This window comes from Pseudomonas sp. PvP027, from assembly GCF_017833005.1.
In the GTDB taxonomy this organism is placed as follows: Bacteria; Pseudomonadota; Gammaproteobacteria; order Pseudomonadales; family Pseudomonadaceae; genus Aquipseudomonas; species Aquipseudomonas congelans.
Genome location: NZ_JAFIBK010000001.1, coordinates 2,737,600 through 2,760,862, shown reverse-complemented (window position 1 = coordinate 2,760,862; position 23,263 = coordinate 2,737,600). Strand labels below are relative to the sequence as shown.

Here is a 23,263-nt window from a genome sequence, read left to right as displayed (position 1 = left end):
GCGGTATAGATAGTTAGCGCCATGAACGCTCCGATGAATGATTACGTGCATGACTTCTCTCATACAGGAAGACGTCATGCCACCGAGTTCTCTGCAAACACCTGAATCTGACCAGAAACTGCTGCGCGAACGTGCGCAGCAGTTCGTTCTCGATTATCCCGATCTTTACGACCTGGCACACACCGCCGCCAGCAGGATCATTCTTCAGCACACACAGCGCGTGTTCGCTCCGGAGCGGGTGTATTGGCATCGTTTCAGCAGTGCCAGCAGCAGTCCGCGCACGTTTACCGGCTGGCAGCATTCCGGAACGCCGGTGCAGTCGATGACCTTGATCGAGCTGCTCATGCGGCACTTCAGCGCCCACGATCAGGAAGCCAGCGATGAGCTTTCCCTGTACGGCGGCTTCTATACCGATGGCCCGGATCATGGGGTTTTCGACGAGCGCAATGAGGTGCCCATGCTGCCTCAGGACGTGCTCAAAGACATGTGGACGCTTGATTTCAGCACGCTGTACACCCGCCGTATGGAGCGATTCTGGAGCCTGCACAGCGAGAACTTCTGCACCCTGGCCAAGGCACACTATCTGGTTGCAGCCAGTCACTGTCTGCGCAAGGGCCAGCTTTCAGCCGTCGATTTCAAGCATGTTACGTGCGTCGTCACCACCGACCCCTTGCAGCCCCCTACACTGAAGACGTTGCAGGGCACGCCTCCTGCAACTCCCGGTGTCACGGTACACACGCTGGATATCGATGGCATCAAGGCTCATGACATGCTGCGTATCGTCACTGCCACTGGCCGCGAGATAATCTACTGGCCCGATGCCGAACAGCCGTTCATGGTGTTCTATAGCGAGCGCGAGGTGTACCGCTGGCTCAAGGCCCGGTTTATGGGCGAGCACGCAGACAAGGCGATAACGCGCCAGTTTCTGCATGGTGAGGCGTCACGGACAAAGGACGGTGAGCGATTCTTTCGCGCGGTGAGCCAGTTGCTCGCGCACGATTGGCGTGCCGACGTTCGACTCGTCAACCTGGCGCAGGCACCTATTGCCGGTGATCCCTTCGTGTGTCTGCGAGACTTCGCCCGTCAGGGAATGACCGCCGAGGCGCGTGAACTGTTGACCTCCAATGCGGATATGCGCAAGCAGATGTGGATCGGCTACCTGGGCGCGTTCCTGCAAGTGTTTGGCGGGCTTGCGCCGTTGGGTTGGCCGATCGCCTTGACGCTGGTCGGCGCAAGCGTCGCCAATACCGGTTTGAACATCGATCAGGCGGTCAATGGCAAGACTGCGGTGCAGCGCAAGGCGGGTGTGTTGGGCGCGATCAACAACATTATTTATCTGCTCTTCAACCTGCCGCTGTTGATGTCCCTGCGTGCCGCCCCCCAGCCTGTGTCGGTGGCCGCAATCGAAGGGCTGCCGATCTCCAGCGAGGTACTGGAAGGCAGCAGCGCGCCGGCCCATGCGCTGGACAATATGGAAGGCAACCTGCTGCTCGACAGCTTTACGCCTTCAGCCGCGGAGGGCAGGTTTCGCGGCATCTACACGCTGGGCAATGGCGAAACCTGGATCAAGCTTGCGCAATTGCCCTATCGCGTGATGTTCAATGAGCCGCAGCAATGCTGGTTTATCGTCAACCCGGACAACCCGTTTGCATTCGTGGGCAGCAAGCCGGTGCGCCTGAGTGTCAGCGGGGAGTGGGCGTTACTTGACTCGCCGGGTCTGCAGGGCGGTGCCCCGATGGATGTGCCGGTGCCGTCCAGCAGTGCATCCGCCGCGACGGGCAAGCCTTATTTGACAGTGCACTCGGCCTTTTGGGACAGGTATCTGCAAACGGATCTGTTCAGTGAGCAGCACTATGCCGAAGCGGCCTTGGCCCGCCAGAAAGACGTCATGAGCATTTGGCAGCCAGACCCTGAAAATGTCCCTGTGTCGGACTCATCACCTGACGGCGACGAGGTGTACAAAGACCCTTGGCATGGCAAACATCGGGTCTTCAAGCTTGGTGAGGACGACTATTACGGCAGAAATATCATGCTCTATACCCAGGATGACGCTGAATTCAATCGGTTCCTGCGCACGGGCGAGAGCGAAAGGGCCAATCAGGTGCGACTCATCGAACGACTGGCCGAGGACATTCATGTGGTGGGGTACAACAATGATGTCGAGTTGTACCGAGGCGGCAGCGGTGATCGAGGGACTTCGGGGGCCGTGTTCCGCAGCGGGCAGATCAAGGTCGGTGATGTGCTGGTCAATACCGATGTCACCTCGTTCAGCGAAAACCCCTATGTGGTCAGCGCCTTCGCCAGCAGTCGGGCCGGCGCGCCGATTAACGCCATGCAGGGGCCGGTAACCTTCGATGACACGTCGGTGGTCTTCGTTTTGCCCAAGGGGCGATACCTGAGGGCCACCCCGGTTGCGCCGTTTTCAGCCTCCCCCGAGGAGGCCGAATCGATCTTTTTGCCCGGCTGCTACTTTCAGATCGATAGCATCGAAGAGGTGAGCGGCGAGTTTTACCGCATCATGAAAATCCAGATGCAGGAGGTCGATCGCCCTCATCCGGGACGGGCGCTTTACGACATGCGCACGGGCGAGCCCTTCAGCCGAGAGCAGTACGCACTCAAACTGGGTAATGATGCCAAGCCACTGGTCGACCTGTTTTTCCCGCAGGAGCCATTGGCTGACCTGTTCGGCTTTCACTGATTGACCGTATGCCGAACCTGCGTCCTGTCTGCTTAAAACCACTCACCGCGCATCGACAGGCAGGTTTCATCGCGGCTCTCCAGAATCGCCAGTTCATGATGGCAGCCCGGTACTTCCCACGTCAGGAAGTATCGGGCTGCCTGCAGCTTGCCGCGGTAAAAGTCGTTGTCGGCCTGATTGCCGCGGCTCAAACCTTCTTCTGCGCGGATCGCCTGTTCGAGCCATCGCCAACCGACTGCCGCGTGGCCGAATGCCTTGAGGTACAGCGCCGAGTTGGCCAGCGTGCTGGTGATTCTGCCCTGGGCCAGATCGGTCAGCAGCCCGAGGGTGACCGCCTGCACGCGTGCGACCAGTTGCTGCAGGGGCTGACGCAATTCGTCGAGTGATGGATGGGCCTGGGCGCGTTCGCAGGTCGCCGAGATCAGGCGCAGCAGTTGCTTGAGACCGGTGCCGCCATTCTGGGCCAGCTTGCGGCCCAGCAGATCCAGTGACTGGATGCCGTGAGTGCCTTCATGAATCGGATTGAGGCGGTTATCCCGGTAATACTGCTCGACCGGGTATTCGCGCGTGTAACCGTGGCCGCCCAGGACCTGGATCGCCAGTTCGTTGGCCTTCAGGCAGAACTCCGACGGCCAGGACTTGACCACCGGGGTCAGCAGGTCCAGCAGTTCGTGTGCGTGCTTGCGATCGTCTTCGGTTTCGCCGGTCTGCGTGTCATCGAACAGTCGCGAGGCGTACAGGCACAGGTCAAACGCGCCTTCCACGTAAGCTTTCTGGGTCAGCAGCATGCGCCGCACATCAGCATGTTCAATGATGGATACCGGTTTGCTGTCCGGGCTTTTGCTGTCCGGCAAGCGTCCTTGCGGCCGCTCGCGGGCGTACTCCAGTGAATAAAGGTAGCCGGAATAACCCAGCATCGCCGCACCAAGCCCGACGCCGATACGCGCTTCGTTCATCATCTGGAACATGTAATTCAAGCCATGGTGAGGTTTGCCCACCAGATAGCCGACACACTCACCGTTATCGCCGAAATTCAGCGCAGTGGAAGTAGTGCCTTTCCAGCCCATCTTGTGAAACAGGCCAGCCAGCAGCACATCGTTGCGCGTGCCGAGGCTGCCGTCATCGTTGACCAGAAACTTGGGCACGATGAACAGCGAGATGCCTTTGACCCCGCCTGGCGCATCCGGCAGTTTTGCCAGGACCATGTGCACGATGTTTTCCGACAGCGAGTGATCGCCGCAGGAAATGAATATCTTGTTGCCACGCAGTCGATAAGTGCCGTCGCCTGCCGGCTCGGCGCGCGTACGGATATCTGACAGCGACGAGCCGGCGTGCGGCTCGGTCAGCGCCATGGTGCCGAAGAAGCGTCCTTCGAGCATGGGTTGCAGAAAACGCTGCTTCTGCTCGTCGTCGGCAAAACTCTCGATCAGGTTGGCGGCGCCCATCGTCAGAAACGGATACGACGTGGTGCCGACATTGGCAGCCTGAAAGTGGGCAAAACAGGCTTGCGACAGCAGCGTGGGCAACTGCATGCCGCCTGCGTCGAAATCGCGTGATGCATTGAGAAAGCCTGCCTCGAGAAACGCGTCTATCGCGGGCTTGACCTCTGGTATCAGGATCGCTTCGCCATTTTCATAGCGCGGTTCGTTTTCGTCTGCCTTGCGGTTGTGCGGTGCGAAGTGTTTTTCCGCAATGGCGCGCGCCGTCCCCAGCGCCGCATCAAAGGTTTCCCGCGAATGCTCGGCAAAGCGCTCGCGACGTGTCAGACCTTCGGCGTCCAGCACTTCATACAGCTCGAAAGCCAGATTTCGGGAACTGAGCAGCGACTCGGACATGATGGCGTACCTGTTCTTGGAATGGCTCAAGTCTAGGTCGGGTTGAGGGGGGAGGGTAGCAAGATTGATTCGGGTGATGGTCAAGCGTGTGCAGGGGGTATCGAGAGTGGTCAGAACTGCGTGCCAACGCGGAGCATTGGCACGATAGTCATGTCAGAGCATGGGGACGGTCGGTGTCCTTCGACACCTCCCGTTCCGCACGCTCCAGCGTGGGAATGCCTTTCGTGACGCTCTGCGTCAGCTGTTACCGCATGGCATCAGCCGATCGTCATCAGGCTCGCATTACCACCCGCCGCTGCAGTATTGACGCTCAAAGCCCGCTCGATCACCAGACGTTCCAGTGGCACGTTGGTTTCGCCGTGGGACAGGCCGTTGACGCCGACGATGGCACCGCTGCGTTGTGCGATCTGCTGGCAGATGGCGCGTAGCTGATCGGAGTCGCCGTGGTGCAGGACGGCGTCGATGGCGACTTCGTTCTTGGTCCAGTCAGGTATCAGTTTGATACGTGCCTGCACGTCATTTGGCAGACGGGCCCGGAGCGGTTTGCTGATGTCGGTTTCCGGCCACACCGCAGAGCCGCCCACCGCCAGGACCGCCGCCAGTTGAATCAGCAGATCGTTCTCGTCGTCAGCCAGGCAAAGTACATGTTCACGCGGCAGGATCGCGTAGCTGTTGCGCTCGCCCGTCGGGCCCGCCAACTGGCGGGTGATGCCGCTTTGCGATTGCTCGGCGTATTGGCTGCACAGGGTGTCCAGATCAGTTTGCTGGTGGCTGGCAGCCCAGGCCTTCAGTGACTGCAGCGGCTTGCCCAGCACTTCACGCAGGCGCGTATCCGGTGCAGACAGCGCGTCGCTGCGGACGAACGATTTCTCGATGGCATCCTGCGGGCGCGTCGACAGCAGGCGATACAGGTAAAGCGGGCCACCGGCTTTGGGGCCGGTGCCGGACAGGCCTTCGCCGCCGAATGGCTGTACGCCCACCACTGCGCCGACGATGTTGCGGTTGACGTAGACGTTGCCGGCATGGACGTTGTCGATGACCTTGGCGATCGTCTCGTCGATGCGGGTATGCACGCCCAGAGTCAGGCCATAACCGGACGCATTGATCTGGTCGATCAGCAGGCCAAGCTCCTTGCGCTTGTAACGCACCACGTGCAGTACCGGACCGAAGATTTCGCGTTGCAGCTCATCGAAGCTTTCCAGTTCGATCAAGGTTGGCATCACATAAGTGCCACGCTTGAGTTCGGCGCTGTCGGCGATGGCCACCTGATAGACCGTGCGGCCCTTGTCGCGCATGGCCTGGATGTGGTTTTCGATGCCCGCCTTGGCCTCTGCGTCGATCACCGGGCCGATGTCCACGGACAGGCGTTCCGGATTGCCGAGGCGGCTCTCGGCCATCGCGCCCTTGAGCATTTCGATGACGCGGTCGGCAGAGTCTTCCTGCAGGCACAGCACGCGCAGTGCCGAGCAACGTTGACCGGCGCTGTCGAATGCCGAAGACACTACGTCGATCACCACCTGTTCGGTCAGTGCCGACGAGTCGACAATCATCGCGTTCTGGCCACCGGTTTCGGCGATCAGCGGAATGGGGCGACCCTGTGAGTCCAGGCGACCCGCTACATTGCGTTGCAGCAGGCGGGCGACCTCGGTCGAGCCGGTAAACATGACGCCTTTGACACGTTCGTCGCCGACTAGTCCGGCACCTACGGTTTCGCCGCGTCCGGGCAGCAATTGCACCACGCCTTCCGGGATGCCCGCTTCAAGCAGCAGGCGCACGGCCTGTGCGGCGATCAGTGGTGTCTGCTCGGCAGGTTTGGCCAGCACCGGGTTGCCTGCCGCCAATGCAGCTGCCACCTGACCACTGAAAATCGCCAGCGGGAAGTTCCACGGGCTGATGCAGACCACCGGGCCCAACGGACGGTGACCGTCGTTGGTGAAGTCGTTGCGCGCCTGCACGGCGTAGTAGCGCAGGAAGTCCACGGCCTCGCGCACTTCGGCGATGGCGTTGGCGAAGGTTTTGCCCGCTTCACGGACCAGCAGGCCCATCAATGGCTGGATTTCAGCCTCCATCAAGTCAGCGGCACGCTCCAGAATCGCCGCGCGTTCGACAGGCGGAGTGGCCTGCCAGATCGGACCGGCGCTCAAGGCGCGCTGGATGGCGTTATCGACGTCTTGCAGAGAGGCTTCCTGCACATGACCGACCACGTCACGCAGGTCCGATGGATTCAAGGCAGCACTCAGCGTGCCTACACTCGAGGGGCAGCCCAGCATCGGGGCAGCTTTCCAGTCGTTGTGCGCGGTCGCCAGCAGGGCTGAAGACAGCGAAGCCAGACGATGCTCGTTGGCCATGTCGATGCCGCTGGAGTTGGCGCGTTCGGTTCCGTACAGATCACGCGGCAGCGGAATGCGCGGGTGCGGCAGGCCGAAACCGCCTTCCTGTGTCGCCATGCGTTCGATCTGGCTGACCGGATCGGCCACCAGTTCCTGAATGGAGATCGAATGGTCGGCAATCCGGTTGACGAACGAGGTGTTGGCGCCGTTTTCCAGCAGGCGCCGCACCAGATAGGCCAGCAGCGTTTCATGAGTGCCGACCGGGGCGTACACGCGGCAAGGACGATTCAGTTTGCCGTCGGCGACTTTGCCCACGACCTGCTCATACAACGGCTCACCCATGCCATGCAGGCACTGGAACTCGTACTGGCCGGGGTAATAGTTCTGCCCGGCGATCTGGTAGATCGCCGCCAGGGTGTGGGCATTGTGCGTGGCGAATTGTGGATAGATGACTTCCGGTGCTGCCAGCAACTTGCGGGCGCAGGCGATGTACGACACGTCGGTGTACACCTTGCGTGTGTACACCGGATAGCCTTCCAGGCCTTCGACCTGGGCGCGCTTGATCTCACTGTCCCAGTACGCGCCCTTGACCAGACGGATCATCAGACGATGACGGCTGCGGCGCGCCAGGTCGATCACGTAATCGATTACATAAGGGCAGCGCTTCTGATAAGCCTGGATCACGAAACCGATGCCGTTCCAGCCGGTGAGCTGCGGTTCGAAACACAAGCGTTCGAGCAGATCCAGCGACAGCTCCAGGCGATCGGCTTCTTCGGCGTCGATGTTCAGGCCGATGTCGTATTGCTTGGCGAGCAGGGTCAGCGACAGCAGGCGCGGGTACAGTTCATCCATCACCCGCTCATACTGGGCGCGGCTGTAGCGTGGGTGCAGTGCCGAGAGCTTGATGGAAATCCCCGGACCTTCGTAGATGCCGCGACCGTGGGAGGCCTTGCCGATGGAGTGAATAGCCTGCTCGTAAGACGCCAGGTACTTCTGCGCATCATGTTCGGTGAGTGCCGCTTCACCCAGCATATCGTAGGAGTAACGGAAGCCCTTGGCTTCGAAGCGACTGGCATTGGCCAGAGCTTCGCCGATGGTTTCGCCAGTGACGAACTGCTCGCCCATCAGGCGCATGGCCATGTCGACGCCCTTGCGGATCATCGGTTCGCCGCTTTTACCGATGATGCGGCTCAGCGAGGACGTAAGGCCCGCCTCATTGTGAGTGGCAACCAGCCTGCCGGTAAGTAGCAAACCCCAGGTGGCGGCGTTGACGAACAGCGACGGGCTGTTGCCCAGGTGCGGCTGCCAGTTGCCGTTGCTGATCTTGTCGCGAATCAGGGCATCGCGGGTGCCCTTGTCCGGAATACGCAGCAGTGCTTCGGCCAGGCACATCAGCGCGACGCCCTCCTGAGAGGACAGTGAAAACTCCTGCAACAGGCCTTGAACGATGCCCGCGCGACCGCCAGCACTTTTCTGGTTACGCAGTTTCTCCGCAATCGACGCGGCCATCTTGTTGGTGGCTTCGGCAACAGGTGCGCTCAGGCGGGCCTGCTCCAACAGCATCGGCACCACTTCCTGCTCGGGGCGACGGTAGGCCGAAGTGATGGCTGCACGTAATACGGACTGCGGTTGAATGCTCTCGGCAAAATCCAGAAAGCATTGCAGTCCTGCATCTTCCACCAGCTCGCCGCGGTCTTCGTTGTCCTTGCCGGCAACGCCGTTGAGCTCCAACAGGGTTGCACCACTCTCGAGCTTTTCCAGGTAATTGAAAATCGCCTGCTTGATCAACCAGTGCGGGGTGCGGTCGATGGAGTGGGCTGCGGCTTTCAAACGCTCGCGGGTCGGGTCGTCAAGTTTGACGCCCAGAGTGGTGGTGGCCATGTGTTGTCCTCTTTATAGCCACGCGGAGGTGGCATCGGCTTTGGCGCAGATTAGCGTCGCGACGGGGTAGGGTGCAACCGGGTGCAACCCGATTTGGAGAATATTTCATGAGGTTCCCGGCGAGTGGTTGATAAAATGGCGCTGCGCTCAATGCTGGTGCGCGTTTTTTTGTAAATTGAACTGAAAGCGCCCTAAAATGGCGCGTAAATGCACGTGCGCCGGGTTTTTTGTAACAGGTGCAACTTGCGCGATGAAATGGGTTGCACCTTGTTTGCTTTGTTTAATAGGATTCGTTCCCGCGGTGCAACCGCCAGTCATTGATTGCCGATCCTTGCGGAGCGATCAGTCAACGCGGTGTCGGGTGCAAAAGCAGGGATGGGCCGGATATCGGTCGCTATTCCCTTTGGCATCGGGTGCCAACATAAAAATAATGCCAAGGCAGAACTCATGAGTGTCAGCAACCCTACCTTGATCACGTTCGTGATCTATATAGCGGCAATGGTATTGATCGGCCTGATGGCCTATCGCTCTACCAATAACCTTTCGGACTACATTCTTGGCGGACGCAGCCTCGGCAGCGTGGTCACCGCTCTTTCAGCAGGTGCCTCTGACATGAGCGGCTGGCTGTTGATGGGTTTGCCCGGTGCCATCTATATGTCCGGCCTGTCGGAGAGCTGGATCGCCATCGGTCTTATCATCGGCGCCTACCTGAACTGGCTGTTCGTGGCCGGCCGTCTGCGTGTGCAGACAGAGCACAACGGCGACGCACTGACCCTGCCGGATTACTTCAGCAGCCGTTTCGAAGACAACAGTGGCCTGCTGCGCATCATCTCGGCCATCGTGATTCTGGTGTTCTTCACCATCTATTGCGCGTCGGGCATCGTTGCGGGGGCGCGTCTGTTTGAAAGCACCTTCGGCATGTCCTACGAAACTGCCCTGTGGGCCGGTGCTGCGGCGACCATTGCCTACACCTTCGTCGGTGGTTTCCTGGCGGTGAGCTGGACAGACACCGTGCAGGCCACGCTGATGATCTTCGCGCTGATCCTTACGCCGATCATCGTTCTACTGGCAACAGGCGGCGTCGATACCACCTTCCTGGCGATTGAAGCGAAAGATCCGACCAGCTTCGACATGTTCAAGAACACGACTTTCATCGGCATCATTTCCCTGCTTGGCTGGGGCCTGGGTTATTTCGGTCAGCCACATATCCTGGCGCGCTTCATGGCAGCCGATTCGGTCAAGTCGATTGCCAGCGCCCGACGCATTTCCATGGCCTGGATGATCCTTTGCCTGGGCGGCACCGTGGCGGTGGGTTTCTTCGGCATCGCCTATTTCTCGGCGCACCCGGAGGTTGCCGGGCCGGTGACTGAAAACCCGGAACGGGTATTCATCGAGCTGGCCAAGCTGCTGTTCAATCCCTGGGTTGCAGGCGTGTTGCTGTCGGCCATTCTGGCTGCGGTCATGAGTACGCTGAGCTGCCAGTTGCTGGTGTGCTCCAGTGCGTTGACCGAGGACTTCTACAAGGCTTACCTGCGCAAAGGCGCTTCGCAGGTCGAACTGGTCTGGGTCGGTCGAGCAATGGTATTGCTGATCGCGATCATCGCCATTCTGCTGGCGGCCAATCCTGAAAACCGCGTGCTGGGCCTGGTGAGTTACGCCTGGGCCGGTTTCGGTGCAGCCTTTGGCCCTGTAGTGCTGATTTCGGTGCTGTGGAAGGGCATGACCCGCAACGGCGCTCTGGCCGGGGTGATTGTCGGGGCGGCGACCGTGGTGCTCTGGAAACAGTTCAGTACGATGGGACTGTATGAAATCATCCCGGGCTTCATCCTTGCCAGCATCGCCATCGTGGTATTCAGCCTGATCGGCAAGCCTGCTTCTGCGTCCATGCAGACGCGTTTCCTGGCAGCCGAGCAGGATTTCAAAGCCAACCGCTGAGAGGTCTGACTGAAACACAAACGGCCCGTTCTTCCTGGTGAAGTGCGGGCCGTTTTGTGTATGGGCAGGGAGCAGCGTGTCAATCAGCTCTGGTTGTGATCGATGTCCAGGTTGTAGAACGTCGCCTTGCCGCCTTCCGAGGTGTAGCCAGTATTGTCCTGGGTATACACCCCCGCCTTGAAGTACAGGGGCTTGTCCCGCCAGGTCTCGCTGATGCGCGTGCTCCAGTCCTTATCCTTGGCGCTGACGGACAGTTTTCCGCCCTTGCTCAGGTGAATGACGTAATTGAATGTCTCATTCAGCTTCACCCCTTCTGCGATGGTGTAAACCTTGCTTTCGTCATCGTCATAGCGGTTGCGGACTTTTGCAACGATATCGCCGGTCTTGGTGTCTTCCTTGTATTGAAACTCGACTTTCAGAAGCGGCTCTGTGCTCTCGTAGGCGTGTATTTGTCCGATGACAACCTTGCCTGTGGAGGGCACCTGGTCGACTTCCAGTTTGGCATTCAGATAGTTGTCGGCATCCGGATATACCCAATTGTGCAGCGAACCATCGGCCCACGTTTCGCGAAGTTCGCTACGGGAATATTTTGCGTTCTCGGTTTTACTGCCGGTAACGGGCGACCAGAACACAATGGAGTCGGTTTTTGATTTGAAATATTTACCGTCATAGCCTTTTACTAACTGAGCGGTTTCGATGGTCTTGGGGGGTGACCCCACCGGGATGCTGAGATTCCACGATCCAAGATCTACCATTATGTCTCCGTCCGTAAATGTCTTTGTATCGCTCATAGAAAAAGCCTCTGGCGCGAGACTTCAGCCGACTTTTATACGGCTTGTAGGACAATTTGTTAATAAAAAAATGTCGAACGGATGGCGTCAAAGTGCTGTCACTTCTTCTGCAGGGCAGAGCCTGCAAGGGGTGTAGAGAATGACCGTTAGTCGGCTAGATCGAACTTTGACAGTAGGGAAGAGGCGCCTTGCTTCTGCTTTTGGCAAGACGAGGCTAGAGTTATTCCAAAGTATGACGGTCGTCCTGAGTCTCAGGCGTCATGCCCACACAGAGAAGCAGCATGGAACGCGTGCCAACCCAGCCAGATGATGGCTCTTCAGTTTTACTTGTTGTAGACGATTACCCGGAAAATCTGGTGACGATGTGCGCTGTTCTGCAAAGAACGGACTGGCACATCGTGACGGCAAGTTCCGGAATCGAAGCATTGACGGTACTTCTCGAGCAGGAAGTCGACCTGGTTTTGCTGGATGTGCAAATGCCGGGCATGGACGGTTTCGAGGTCGCGCGACTGATGCGCGGCAGTCAGCGCACCCGCCTTACGCCGATTATCTTTCTCACCGCCAATGAGCAGACCCAGGACGCGGTACAGAAGGGCTATGCGAATGGTGCGACGGATTATCTGTTCAAGCCCTTCGACCCGAATGTGCTCAAGCCCAAGGTACAGACCCTGCTTGAGCAACAGCGCAATCGCCGCGCGCTGCAACAGCTTTCGCTGGAGCTGGAATCGGCTCGTGCGTTCAACGCGTCGGTGTTGGCAAATGTCGCCGAAGGCATTCTGGTCGTTGATGAAACAGGTACCATCAGCTTCGCCAACCCGGCCATCTGTCAGTTACTGAGCACCACCGTCGATCACCTTCGCGGCACCCAGGTGCTGGACTACATCATCGAACCGAAGGTGGGCAGCTGGCTGGATTCGGGTTTCTACCAGCACTATCGCAAGGCCGATACCTATCGGGCGCATGACGCCATTCTGCGTACCGCGCAAGGCACGCAGCTGCCGGTTGCGCTGTCCTGCGCGGCGCTGCCTGCTGAACAGAAAGCGATGGTGTTGACGGTTCTCGATATGTCGGTGGTCCGTGATCTTTATCAGCAACTTGAAAAACAGGCCGTTACCGATGCCTTGACAGGTCTGCTCAATCGCCGGGGGCTTTATCAGGCGGTTGAAAGCATGCTGTTGCGCAACGAGCGGGCTGATAAGTATCTGGTCGTGCTGTTCATGGACCTGGATGGTTTCAAGCAGATCAACGACGCGCTGGGCCATGAAGCGGGTGATCAGGTATTGCTCTGGGTCGCCGAGCAGTTCAAGGACAGCATGCGCCCCTATGATGTGCTGGCGCGCATCGGCGGCGACGAGTTCACGGTGGTGATCGACGGGCTGGATTACCCTGAGCAGGCGGCCAAGATCGCCGAAAAGCTCATCGAGCGGGTGTCCGGCAGACGCCAGGTCGACGGTGTCGATATCACCCTGGGTGCCAGTGTCGGCATTGCGACTTTTCCGGACTGCGGCTCGAATCTGGACGGTTTGCTGCGCGCGGCAGATATCGCCATGTACGAGGCCAAGCGTGCGGGGCGGCAGCAATACCGGTTCTATGATCAGAACATGAACGGGCGCGCCCGCTCGCGACTGATGCTTGAGGAAAGCGTACGCACGGCCATCGACGGCAAGGATTTTTCGGTGGTGTACCAGCCTCAGATCCATGTGGCGGATGGTCGCTTGCGTGGGTTTGAGGCCTTGCTGCGCTGGCAGCATCCTGCAGTCGGAGAGGTCCCGCCGGCGCTGTTCATTCCGCTGCTGGAGGAGACCAGGCTGATCAACCGGCTCGGCAGCTGGATCTTTGATCAGGGCGCCGAGCAGCGTCAGGCGTGGAGCCGGATCTTTGCGCCCGACACGGTGCTGAGTGTCTGCGTCAGTCCCACACAATTCTGTCTGCCCAATCTGGCCTCGGAATTGAAACGCGCGATGGATCGCTTCGAACTGAAGCCGGGGCAGATCGAGGTGGAAATCACCGAAACCGCGCTGGTGAACAACCTTTCGCACAGCCATAAACAGCTGAAGTTGTTGCATGACGTCGGCGTGCGCATTGCGCTCGATGACTTTGGCACGGGCGAATGCTCGCTGTCGCACCTGCGCAATCTTCAACTCGACACCTTGAAGCTGGACAGGCGTTTCGTGGCCAACATCGTCGGATCAAAGCGCGAGGCGGCGATGGCCAGCAGTATTATCGACCTGAGCCGCAACCTCGATATGCTGGTGATTGCCGAAGGCGTCGAGACGGCCGAGCAATATCAATGGCTGGCCGACAACGGCTGTCAGGTCATTCAGGGGTTCTTGATCGCTCATCCGATGGTGCCGGAAGATGCGTTGCGCTTTCCCGGACACTTTGACGTGGCGGGCTTGAGGCAGAACAGATTGTTGTAGAATGACGTCTTTCGATCTCATGCAAAGGCCCCATGACTGCATCCCGCCATGCTCCGCTCAAATACCTGCAGGCCTATCCGCAGGCGCTGCAGGATCAGGTGCAGCAACTGATTGCCGAGGGTCGCCTGGCGGATTATCTGCAGCAGCGCTACCCCGCGCGGCATCAGATCCAGAGCGACAAGGCCCTGTACGCCTATGCGCTGGCGCTCAAGCAGGATCACCTGCGCAACGCGCCAGCCATCAAGAAGGTTCTTTTCGATAATCGTCTCGACCTGACGCATCGCGCGCTGGGTCTGCACACCAAGATATCCAGAGTACAGGGCGGCAAGCTCAAGGCCAGTAACGAGATTCGTGTGGCCGCGCTGTTCAAGGAAGCGCCGCCTGAGTTTCTGAAAATGATCGTCGTGCACGAGCTGGCGCACTTTCGTGAGTCAGACCACAACAAGGCGTTCTACCAGTTGTGCGAGCACATGTTGCCCGGTTATCACCAGCTGGAATTCGATTTGCGCGTGTACCTGACGTACCGCGATCTGCAGGCCGCATGAGCGCCATGCTGAGCCAGGCACTGAAAAAGGATTCGACGATGCAGGTCAGCAAGACCAAAAGCAGTTTCTATCGCCGCCTGTACGTGGCGTATCTGATCGATTCACAGATCGCCAGCAGTGTCCCTGAGCTGATGGCGGCAACCGGCATGCCTCGTCGTACCGCTCAGGACACGATCAGTGCGCTGGCCGATCTGGACATTGTGTGTGACTTCGAGCAGCTCGAAGGCGGCCGCAATCACGCCGGCAGCTACCGGATCCGTGACTGGGGCGCCGTTGACAAGAATTGGATTGCCGACAATCTGCCGCGCATCAAGGCCGTGCTGAAGTATCCCTGAGCGGGGTTCAGTCCAGATCGCGACGCATGCCGATATGCGGGATGTCGTCTTCCAGGTAGACCTCGCCCACTGGATTGAAGCCGTAGCGGCTGTAATAGCCCTGCAGGTGCGCCTGTGCCGATAGATAGATGGGTTGGTCGGGCCATTTGCGTTCGGCGTTTTCCAGAGCCTGTTCCATCAGTTCATGGCCGATGCCCCTGCTGCGAATCGAAGGCGCTGTCACCACCCGGCCGATGGTCACGTCGCCGCCTTGCTGAATGGGGTCAAGCAGACGCAGGTAGGCGACCAGCTTGTCTTCCTGCCAGGCCATCAGGTGGCAGGTGTCGCCCGTCAGGTCCTGTCCGTCGACGTCCAGATACACGCATTGCTGCTCGACCACAAACACCTCGGCACGCAGTTGCAGCACGGCATAGAGTTGCTCGATGCTCAGCTCGGTGTGATGTTTGCAGATCCATTTGATAGACATGTCGCAGACTCGCAGGGAAACCAGAAGCGAAGTCTAAACGTATCCGGCGACATTCCCAATAAACGCCGTCAACGATGTGAATGTTGCGTTGGGTGAGCATGTTGCCTGCCCGGCTTGTCTACTGCCTGCTTCAGGTCTTCAATTAAAAACGGCAGGCGCTCTCACGGACGAGCGCTTTACTGCCGATAGGATTAAATCGGGCACGCCGCCCCTTTCAGGAACCTGAGCATGTCGCAGTTGCTTCGAGCGGTGGGGTTGCTGGTCGTTCTGCTGATGGCGCACGCCAATGCGGCGGAGAAGCTGCGTCTGGTCGCCGACCCCTGGCCACCCTTTACCGACGCGCTGCTGCTCAACGGCGGGCTGGCAACCGATATCGTCAATACCGCGCTGCGCCGTGCCGGGTACACCACGCTGTATGAGCAAGTGCCTTGGGCACGCGCGATGCTGGGCTTGAGCCAAGGGCGTCATGATGTGCTGATCAATGCCTGGTTCAGCGAGGATCGTACGAAAATTGGCCAGTTTTCTGCGGAATACCTGCTCAATCGGGTGCGCCTCATCAAACGCAGGGAGTCGACCATTGGCACGCTGACCCATGAGCAGTTGCACAAGTACATGATCGCGGTGGTGCGCGGTTACGCTTATTCGCCTGCATTTGACAGCGACACCCTGTTGCAGAAAGTCCCTGTGCAAAACTTCTCCACTGCCATACGCATGCTTGCCGCCGAGCGTGTCGACCTGACCCTGGAAGACGAATATGTAGCCCGCTACAACCTGGCGATGGAACCGGACGAGGTTCGTGACCGGGTCGAGTTTCTACCGGGTTCGTTGAGCGAGAACAGCCTGCATATTCTGGTCAGCCTGAAAAATCCCCACCACGAAAAGATCGTCGCTGACTTCGATCGCGAAATTGCCGCCATGAAAGCGGACGGTACCTACGATGAATTGCTCAGACTGCATGGGTTGCAGGCGCCTCCGGAGCTTTGATCAAGTGCGCGGCGAGGGTGCGCAGCGGTGCCAGTTGGCGGCAGATCAGTGCCAGTTGGGCTTGCACCAGCCGCTGACTTTCATCCATGTCTTCGGGCAGTTGCTCAAGTTGCGCGGCCAGCCCTTCCTCGGCATCGCTCTGTACCGCAACCGGTTTCTTCTCGGCAAGCCCTGCGGCGATTTCGTCGATGCTGGCGGCCAGTGTGGCACCGACGTTATCGATCAGGTGTTCGCGGACATCACTCGGCAACTGCGTATCACGGTGCGCGCCGAGGCCTGAGAGGTAGCTGAGCAGCGTGTGTGACAGCACCAGAAAGCGGAAGCCGACGTCGGCCTCCTTGCGGAAGTGGCCGGGCTCCATAAGCATGTTCGCCAGCGTGGTCGACAGTGCGGCGTCGGCGTTGTGGGCGTTGCGCCGCGCCAGTCGGTAGGCGAGGTCGTCACTCTTGCCCTTGGCGTACTGTTGCATGATCTGCCGCAGGTAGATGCTGTTGCAGGTCAGGGTATTGGCCAGCACCTTGTTCAGGCGCCGCCCCTGCCAGTCGGGCAGAAACAGGAATACTGCGAGACCGGCGATAAGGCTGCCCAGCAACGTATCGAACAGCCGGGGCAGGAACAGGCCGTAACCGTCGCCCACCTGGTTGAAACAGAACAGCACCATCACTGTGATGGCGGCGGTCGACAGGGTGTAGCGCGTGGTCCGATTGACGAAGAACACTACACCGGCCAGCACCGCGCACATCGATTGCAGAATCGGGCTGGTAACCAGATCGAACAGCACCCAGCCGACCGTCAGGCCAATCGCGGTGCCGATGATCCGCTGGCCGAGCTTGAGCCGGGTGGCGCCGTAGCTGGGCTGGCAGACGAACACCGTGGTCAGGATGATCCAGTAGCCCTGTGACGGGTGAATCAGGTGCACCGTTGCGTAGCCGATGGTCAACGCCAGCGGCAGGCGCAGGGCGTGACGAAACAGCAGCGAGGTCGGGGTCATCTGCAGGCGCAGGCGTGTCCAGACATCCTTGAGGTTGCGCGGCGAGCGGTCCAGCAGGCTGCTGTCGGTGGCGTCGGCCACGGCGTCCGGGTTGCTGGCATCGCTGATCAGACGGTCCAGGGTACCGAGGTTGGCGGCCAGCGCGCGTAGCGAACGCAGCAGGCCACGCCACGCAGGGTTGCTCTGGATGCGCAGATGCTCGAGGGACGCGTGCAAATCTTCCATGGCTTCGGCGAAGCTTGGGTCATACACGAACGGCTGACGCAGCTGGATGGATTCCGACAGCGCCTGACAGGCAACCCCCTGTTGACGCAGCAGGCGCTGACAGCGGAACAGTACGTCGCTGTGGAAAAACGCATCGGCCAGTGAGTTGTAGGGGTAATGCGACGAGCTGGCGCGCTCGTGGATGTCCTGAGCGATGAAGTACAGCTTCAGGTAGCGGCTGACTTTGGATCCGGGGCGACCGCTGCCGACGCGGTGCAGGATGATTTCCTTGGTGGAGTTCAGCGCGGCGACCACTTTGCCGTTCTGCTGCGCCAGTTCCAGACGACGAGCCTCCACGTTGAGTGTGCGAATCGGTTCGAACAGGGTCGACTTGAGTTTCAGGTACTGGCCCAGCTCACGAAACAGCCGCGCCAGCGCCTGTTGCACCGGCTGGTTGGAAAACAGCATCTGCCACAGCACCGACAGCAGGCCGTACCAGGCAGCGCCCGCCACCAGCAGCATCGGTTCATGCCAGAAGTCCAGTACTTCACCGCCACGCTGATCGACGCCGATCATGGTGTAGACCGAAAGGATCAACGTGCCGTAGGCAATCGCGCCATAGCGTTCACCCAGCGCGCCCAGCATGGTCAGGCAGAAGCTGGCCAGCGCCAGTGAACAGACAAACAGAATGGGGTAGGGGAAGAGCAATTCGACAGCCAGGGCGGCGATGCTGAAACACACCAGGGTCACGGCCAGGGCATTGAGTCGGCCTTGCCAGCTGTCATCGGTCTCGGCCAGGGCGCAGGCGATAATCCCCAGAAACAGCGGGATCAGTAACGCCATTTCGTTCTGATACCAGCACAGCGCCATGCTGCCGGTCAGTGCGATAAAGACTCGAACGCTATAGCTGAATTTATCCAGCGCCCACAATCGACGGAATGTATGACGGAGAGATTTCGATGCCATGGGTCAGCTGACGGCCTTGTTCACAATTGATCGATCGTGCAGGAGGATATGTACAGACCAAATGACTGGCTGTACATCCGCCTCGCAAAATTTATACCGGTTTGCCGTGTCTTGATGTTGCGTATCAGCGACTACGTCACACGTATTGTGCGGCAGCATAGGCCGACGCCCACGCCCACTGAAAGTTGAAGCCGCCCAGATGGCCGCTCACGTCCAGTACTTCACCCACGAAATAAAGACCGGGGGATTTCAGCGATTCCATGGTCTTGGACGACACTTCACGGGTATCAATGCCGCCCAGCGTCACTTCGGCAGTGCGATAGCCCTCGGTGCCCGCCGGGACCACCTGCCAGCTCGCCAGCTTTTCGGCGATCTCGGCCAGTTCGGCGTGGGTGTACTGCTTCATCGGTTTTGAAACGAACCAGTGTTCGGCGATCAGGTTGGCCATCTTCTTGGTGAAAACCTCGCCCAGCAGGGTTTTCAGTTCACTGTTGGGGCGCTCTGCCTGCTGTTGGTTGAGCCAGGCGGGTACGTCATGATCGGGCAGCAAGTTGATTTCCACCGTGTCACCGGGCTGCCAGAACGAGGAAACCTGCAGGATCGCCGGGCCACTGAGGCCGCGATGGGTGAACAGGATGTTCTCGCGGAAGCTGGTGTCGTTGCAGCTCACCAGGCAATCCACCGAGGTGCCTGACAGCTCGGTGCACAGCTCCTTGAGCTGATCGGTGATGGTGAACGGCACCAGCCCGGCGCGGGTCGGCAGCAGCGTGTGGCCGAACTGCTTGCCGACCTGATAGCCAAAGCCGGTCGCGCCCAGGGTCGGAATCGACAGCCCGCCCGTGGCAATCACCAGCGACTGGCAGTTCAGGGTGCCCAGTGTGGTCTGCAGGCTGTAGCCGGCGTCGGTCTTTTCGATCTGCTGCACAGCGGTGTCCATGTGCAGGCTGACACCGGCTTGTCGGCACTCTTCCAGAAGCATTTCCAGAATGTCGCTGGACTTGTTGTCGCAAAAAAGCTGGCCGAGCTTCTTCTCGTGATAAGGCACGCCATGTTTGGCGACCATCGCGATGAAATCCCATTGGGTGTAGCGGGCCAGGGCCGATTTGCAGAAGTGCGGGTTCTGCGACAGGAAGTTGGCCGGCTCGGTGTACATGTTGGTGAAGTTGCACCGCCCGCCACCGGACATCAGGATCTTCTTGCCGGGCTTGTTGGCGTGATCAATCAACATCACCTTGCGCCCGCGAGCGGCAGCGGTGAACGCACACATCAGGCCGGCGGCACCGGCGCCAATGATTACAACGTCAGTAACGGGCACAGCGTGGTTCCTCGATCTTCAGGTCACGATCGTTCCCATGCTCCGCGCTAAGCCATACACAAGCCTGTTCTTGATTCTGGCCACAGTGCGCGGGAGCGACCAAGTTCGCTCCCGCGCACTGTGGGCACAAGCCTGAAAACCGCGTTTTCGGGCCCTTCGGTGCCTGTATATGACGCTTGGCGCGGAGTGTAGGGACTATCAGGGTCAACGATAAACTTTACAAAATCCGCACGCGCAGCGACTTGCCCTTGATCTTGCCGTTGTTCAAACGCTCCAGAGCCTGTTTGGCCATGCTGCGCTCGACGGCAACGTAGGCCTGGAAGTCGAAAATTGCGATCTTGCCGACCTGAGTGCCAGCAATGCCTGCCTCACCGGTCAGTGCGCCGAGAATGTCGCCCGGACGCAGCTTGTCCTTGCGGCCCGAACCGATGCACAGGGTGGTCATGGCAGGCAGCAGCTTGCCGCCTTCCTTGATGCTCAGTCTGTCGTATTGCTGCCAGTTCAGCGGCGCTTTCTGCAACTCTTCGATGGCACGGGCGCGCTGGCTTTCCGACGGCGCCACGAGGCTCACGGCAATACCCTTCTCACCTGCACGACCGGTACGGCCGACGCGGTGGATGTGGATTTCCGAATCACGCGCCAGCTCGACGTTGATCACCATGTCCAGCGCGTCGATATCCAGACCGCGCGCGGCCACGTCGGTGGCGACCAGTACCGAGGTGCTGCGGTTGGCGAACATCGCCAGCACCTGATCACGGTCACGCTGTTCCAGATCGCCATGCAGACCGACCGCAGACATGCCCTTGGCGGTGAGGTGATCGACCACCTCCTGAACCTGCTGCTTGGTGAAGCAGAACGCCACGCAGGACGTAGGACGGAAATGGCCGAGTACCTTGACCACTGCTTCCAGGCGCTGCTCCGGGGAGATCTCGTAGAAAATCTGCTCGATCTGGCTGTCGGCGTGCAGTGCCTCGACCTTGACTGTCTGCGGGTCACGCATGAACTTCGACGACAACTGCTTGATGCCAACCGGGTAGGTCGCGGAGAACAGCAGGGTCTGACGGCGCTGCGGGGTCTGCTCGATGATGTCGGCGATGGCGTCGTAGAAACCCATGTCCAGCATGCGGTCGGCTTCATCGAGAATCAGCGTGTTCAGGCCGTCCAGGACCAGCGAGCCCTTGCGCAAATGCTGCTGTATGCGACCCGGCGTGCCGACGATGATGTGCGCGCCATGCTCCAGCGAGCCGATCTGCGGGCCAAAGGACACGCCGCCACACAGGGTCAGGACCTTGATGTTGTCCTCGGAGCGCGCCAGACGGCGGATTTCCTTGGCGACCTGATCCGCCAGTTCGCGGGTCGGGCACATGACCAGTGCCTGGCAACCGAAGAAACGCGGGTTGATCGGGTTGAGCAGGCCGATGCCGAACGCAGCGGTCTTGCCGCTGCCGGTCTTGGCTTGCGCGATCAGGTCCATGCCCTTGAGGATCACCGGCAGGCTCTGCGCTTGAATCGGTGTCATTTCGGCATAACCAAGCGACTCCAGGTTAGCCAGCATGGCAGCGGACAGAGGCAGGGAATTGAAAGCGGTGTTAGTCACGACGGTGGACCTGCAAAACAAAAATGTCGCGTAGTGTATCACCCGCCAGTCAGACCTGGCACCGACGATAAAGGTCGTGGGAGCGAGCCTGCTCGCGAAGGGGCCCTTACAGCTCCAGAAGATGGGGCGTCTGGACCATGGTCTTCGTGAGCAATGCGGATCGCCGCCCCGGTCACTCCCACAGGATCCAGCAATGAGCGCGGAGCATGGGCGCGATATCCAGGGCAAAAAAATCCCCGCTGGAGGGCGGGGTTGAGGTTCGAGCGTGGCAGCTCGCAAAGGTGTACAGCAAGGCCCGTCCGGGGACGGGCCTGCAGGGCTTACAGCAGGATTGTGCGGATGTCCGCCAGCAATTCGCTCAAGCGCTTGGTGAAGCGGGCAGCAGCTGCGCCGTTGATCACGCGGTGATCGTAGGACAGCGACAGCGGCAGCATCAGTTTCGGCTGGAAGGCTTTACCGTCCCAGACTGGCTGGATGGTCGCCTTGGAAACACCGAGGATCGCCACTTCCGGCGCGTTGACGATCGGCGTGAAGCCGGTGCCGCCAATGTGGCCGAGGCTGGAGATGGTAAAGCACGCGCCCTGCATGTCGTTTGCAGTCAGTTTCTTGTTGCGCGCCTTTTCCGCCAGTGCGGCGGCTTCGGCAGCCAGTTGCAACAGGCTCTTCTGATCGACGTCGCGGATGACCGGGACCAGCAGGCCGTCCGGGGTGTCCACGGCAAAGCCGATGTGCACGTACTTCTTGCGGATCACGGCCTTGCCGCTAGGCGCCAGCGAAGCGTTGAAGTCCGGCAGCTCCTTGAGCAGGTGGGCGCAGGATTTGAGCAGCAGCGGCAGAACTGTCAGCTTGACGCCAGCCTTCTCGGCAGCGCCTTTCTGCGCGACACGGAAAGCTTCCAGGTCGGTAATGTCGGCCTGGTCGAATTGCGTGACGTGCGGAATGTTCAGCCAGCTGCGGTGCAGGCCGGAAGCGCCGAGTTGCATCAGGCGCGTCATCGGTACTTCTTCGATCTCGCCGAAACGGCTGAAATCGACTTCCGGAATCGGCGGGATGCCCGAGCCACCGCTTGCGCCGCCAGCTGGAGCTTCCTTGGCCTTCTGCATCATGGTTTTGACGTAAACCTGAACGTCTTCTTTCAGCACACGGCCGTGCGGACCGGTGGCGCTGACCGCGCTCAGCTCGACGCCGAATTCGCGGGCCAGCTGACGAACGGCCGGGCCTGCATGAACCTTGGCACCGTCTTTTGCCGGAGCCGCTGGAGCAGGTGCAGCCTCTGCCTTGGGCGCAGGGGCTGCAGGAGCTGCGGCCTCGGCCTTGGCCGGGGCAGCAGCAGGTGCGCTGGCGGCAGGCGCCGGAGCAGCGGCGGGCGCGGCGCCTTCGACTTTCAGTTTCAGGATCAGGTCGCCGGTACCGACTTCCTGGTCCAGCTTGACTTCGATGCTCTCGACAACGCCTGCTGCCGGAGAAGGAATCTCCATACTGGCCTTGTCGGATTCCAGGGTGATCAGCGACTGATCGGCCTGGATGCTGTCACCGACCTTGACCATCAGTTCGATGATCTTGGCCTTGCCCGACGAACCGATGTCCGGCACGTGGATGTCCTGAACGCTGGCGCTGGCTGCCGGGGCAGGCTCGGCGGCAGCCGCGGGTGCAGGTGCCGCTTCGGCCGGCTTTTCGGCAGCGGCAGGGGCAGGTTCGGCAGCAGGTGCCGGGGCCGCAGCCGCTTCGCCTTCCACTTCCAGTTCGAACAGCTCGTCGCCTTCTTTCAGGCGGTCGCCCAGCTTGACCTTCATGGCCTTGATGACGCCAGCCTTGGGAGCAGGGATTTCCATGCTCGCCTTGTCCGACTCAAGCGTCAGAACGCTCTGGTCGGCTTCGATGCGATCACCGACCTTGACCATCAATTCAATGACTTCGCCTTCACCGTTGCCGATGTCGGGTACACGAATTAACTCACTCACTATGTCTCT

14 protein-coding genes are annotated in these 23,263 nt (G+C 59.9%); 6 read left to right on the top strand and 8 right to left on the bottom strand.

The window, feature by feature from the left end; genetic code table 11:
• The first annotated feature begins 76 nt into the window (after positions 1–76).
• Positions 77–2,698, top strand: coding sequence for a DUF6543 domain-containing protein (locus JOE33_RS11565; RefSeq protein WP_187625097.1), 2,622 nt, complete (start codon positions 77–79; stop codon positions 2,696–2,698).
• 32 nt (positions 2,699–2,730) lie between these two features.
• Here the strand turns inward: JOE33_RS11565 and JOE33_RS11560 are convergent, their stop codons facing one another.
• Both JOE33_RS11560 and putA read right to left on the bottom strand, forming a co-directional pair.
• Entirely contained in the window at positions 2,731–4,533 is a 1,803-nt protein-coding gene (locus JOE33_RS11560) for an acyl-CoA dehydrogenase (protein WP_187625029.1), read from the bottom strand.
• A gap of 257 nt (positions 4,534–4,790) precedes the next feature.
• On the bottom strand, positions 4,791–8,744 hold the full coding sequence (gene putA, locus JOE33_RS11555; protein ID WP_187625030.1) for a trifunctional transcriptional regulator/proline dehydrogenase/L-glutamate gamma-semialdehyde dehydrogenase: 3,954 nt from the start codon (positions 8,742–8,744) through the stop codon (positions 4,791–4,793).
• A 447-nt stretch (positions 8,745–9,191) separates the two neighbouring features.
• Here putA and putP point away from each other — a divergent pair, with 447 nt between their 5' ends.
• On the top strand, positions 9,192–10,679 hold the full coding sequence (gene putP, locus JOE33_RS11550; RefSeq protein ID WP_010440098.1) for a sodium/proline symporter PutP: 1,488 nt from the start codon (positions 9,192–9,194) through the stop codon (positions 10,677–10,679).
• Between the two features lie 83 nt (positions 10,680–10,762).
• On the opposite strand, the gene JOE33_RS11545 is transcribed toward putP, so the two are convergent.
• Positions 10,763–11,434, bottom strand: a complete 672-nt coding sequence (locus JOE33_RS11545) for a polysaccharide lyase family 7 protein (protein ID WP_010440102.1) — start codon at positions 11,432–11,434, stop codon at positions 10,763–10,765.
• A 317-nt stretch (positions 11,435–11,751) separates the two neighbouring features.
• Here JOE33_RS11545 and JOE33_RS11540 point away from each other — a divergent pair, with 317 nt between their 5' ends.
• From JOE33_RS11540 to JOE33_RS11530, 3 genes are read left to right on the top strand one after another with little or no spacing between them, the layout of a single operon-like run.
• Entirely contained in the window at positions 11,752–13,890 is a 2,139-nt protein-coding gene (locus JOE33_RS11540) for an EAL domain-containing protein (protein WP_163023342.1), read from the top strand.
• 32 nt (positions 13,891–13,922) lie between these two features.
• Positions 13,923–14,435, top strand: a complete 513-nt coding sequence (locus tag JOE33_RS11535) for a M48 family metallopeptidase (RefSeq protein WP_032615474.1) — start codon at positions 13,923–13,925, stop codon at positions 14,433–14,435.
• 38 nt (positions 14,436–14,473) lie between these two features.
• The gene (locus JOE33_RS11530; RefSeq protein WP_122529490.1) at positions 14,474–14,770 is read left to right on the top strand and encodes a winged helix-turn-helix domain-containing protein; all 297 of its coding nucleotides are present in this window, start codon (positions 14,474–14,476) and stop codon (positions 14,768–14,770) included.
• A 7-nt stretch (positions 14,771–14,777) separates the two neighbouring features.
• On the opposite strand, the gene JOE33_RS11525 is transcribed toward JOE33_RS11530, so the two are convergent.
• Complete coding sequence (locus JOE33_RS11525; RefSeq protein ID WP_003305636.1) at positions 14,778–15,236, bottom strand: GNAT family N-acetyltransferase; 459 nt, start codon at positions 15,234–15,236, stop codon at positions 14,778–14,780.
• A 228-nt stretch (positions 15,237–15,464) separates the two neighbouring features.
• Here JOE33_RS11525 and JOE33_RS11520 point away from each other — a divergent pair, with 228 nt between their 5' ends.
• Positions 15,465–16,220, top strand: a complete 756-nt coding sequence (locus JOE33_RS11520; RefSeq protein WP_010440113.1) for a transporter substrate-binding domain-containing protein — start codon at positions 15,465–15,467, stop codon at positions 16,218–16,220.
• On the opposite strand, the gene yccS is transcribed toward JOE33_RS11520, so the two are convergent.
• The 4 genes from yccS to aceF all read right to left on the bottom strand — a co-directional run bounded on the left by yccS (position 16,183) and on the right by aceF (position 23,254).
• Positions 16,183–18,381, bottom strand: coding sequence for a YccS family putative transporter (gene yccS / locus JOE33_RS11515; RefSeq protein ID WP_010440116.1), 2,199 nt, complete (start codon positions 18,379–18,381; stop codon positions 16,183–16,185). The genes JOE33_RS11520 and yccS overlap by 38 nt on opposite strands.
• Before the next feature lie 136 nt (positions 18,382–18,517).
• Entirely contained in the window at positions 18,518–19,696 is a 1,179-nt protein-coding gene (locus JOE33_RS11510; RefSeq protein WP_187625031.1) for an NAD(P)/FAD-dependent oxidoreductase, read from the bottom strand.
• 217 nt (positions 19,697–19,913) lie between these two features.
• Positions 19,914–21,293 (bottom strand): ATP-dependent RNA helicase DbpA, encoded by a 1,380-nt coding sequence (gene dbpA / locus JOE33_RS11505; RefSeq protein ID WP_010440122.1) that lies wholly within the window; start codon positions 21,291–21,293, stop codon positions 19,914–19,916.
• Between the two features lie 320 nt (positions 21,294–21,613).
• Complete coding sequence (aceF, locus tag JOE33_RS11500) at positions 21,614–23,254, bottom strand: dihydrolipoyllysine-residue acetyltransferase (protein ID WP_187625032.1); 1,641 nt, start codon at positions 23,252–23,254, stop codon at positions 21,614–21,616.
• Positions 23,255–23,263: the final 9 nt, after the last annotated feature.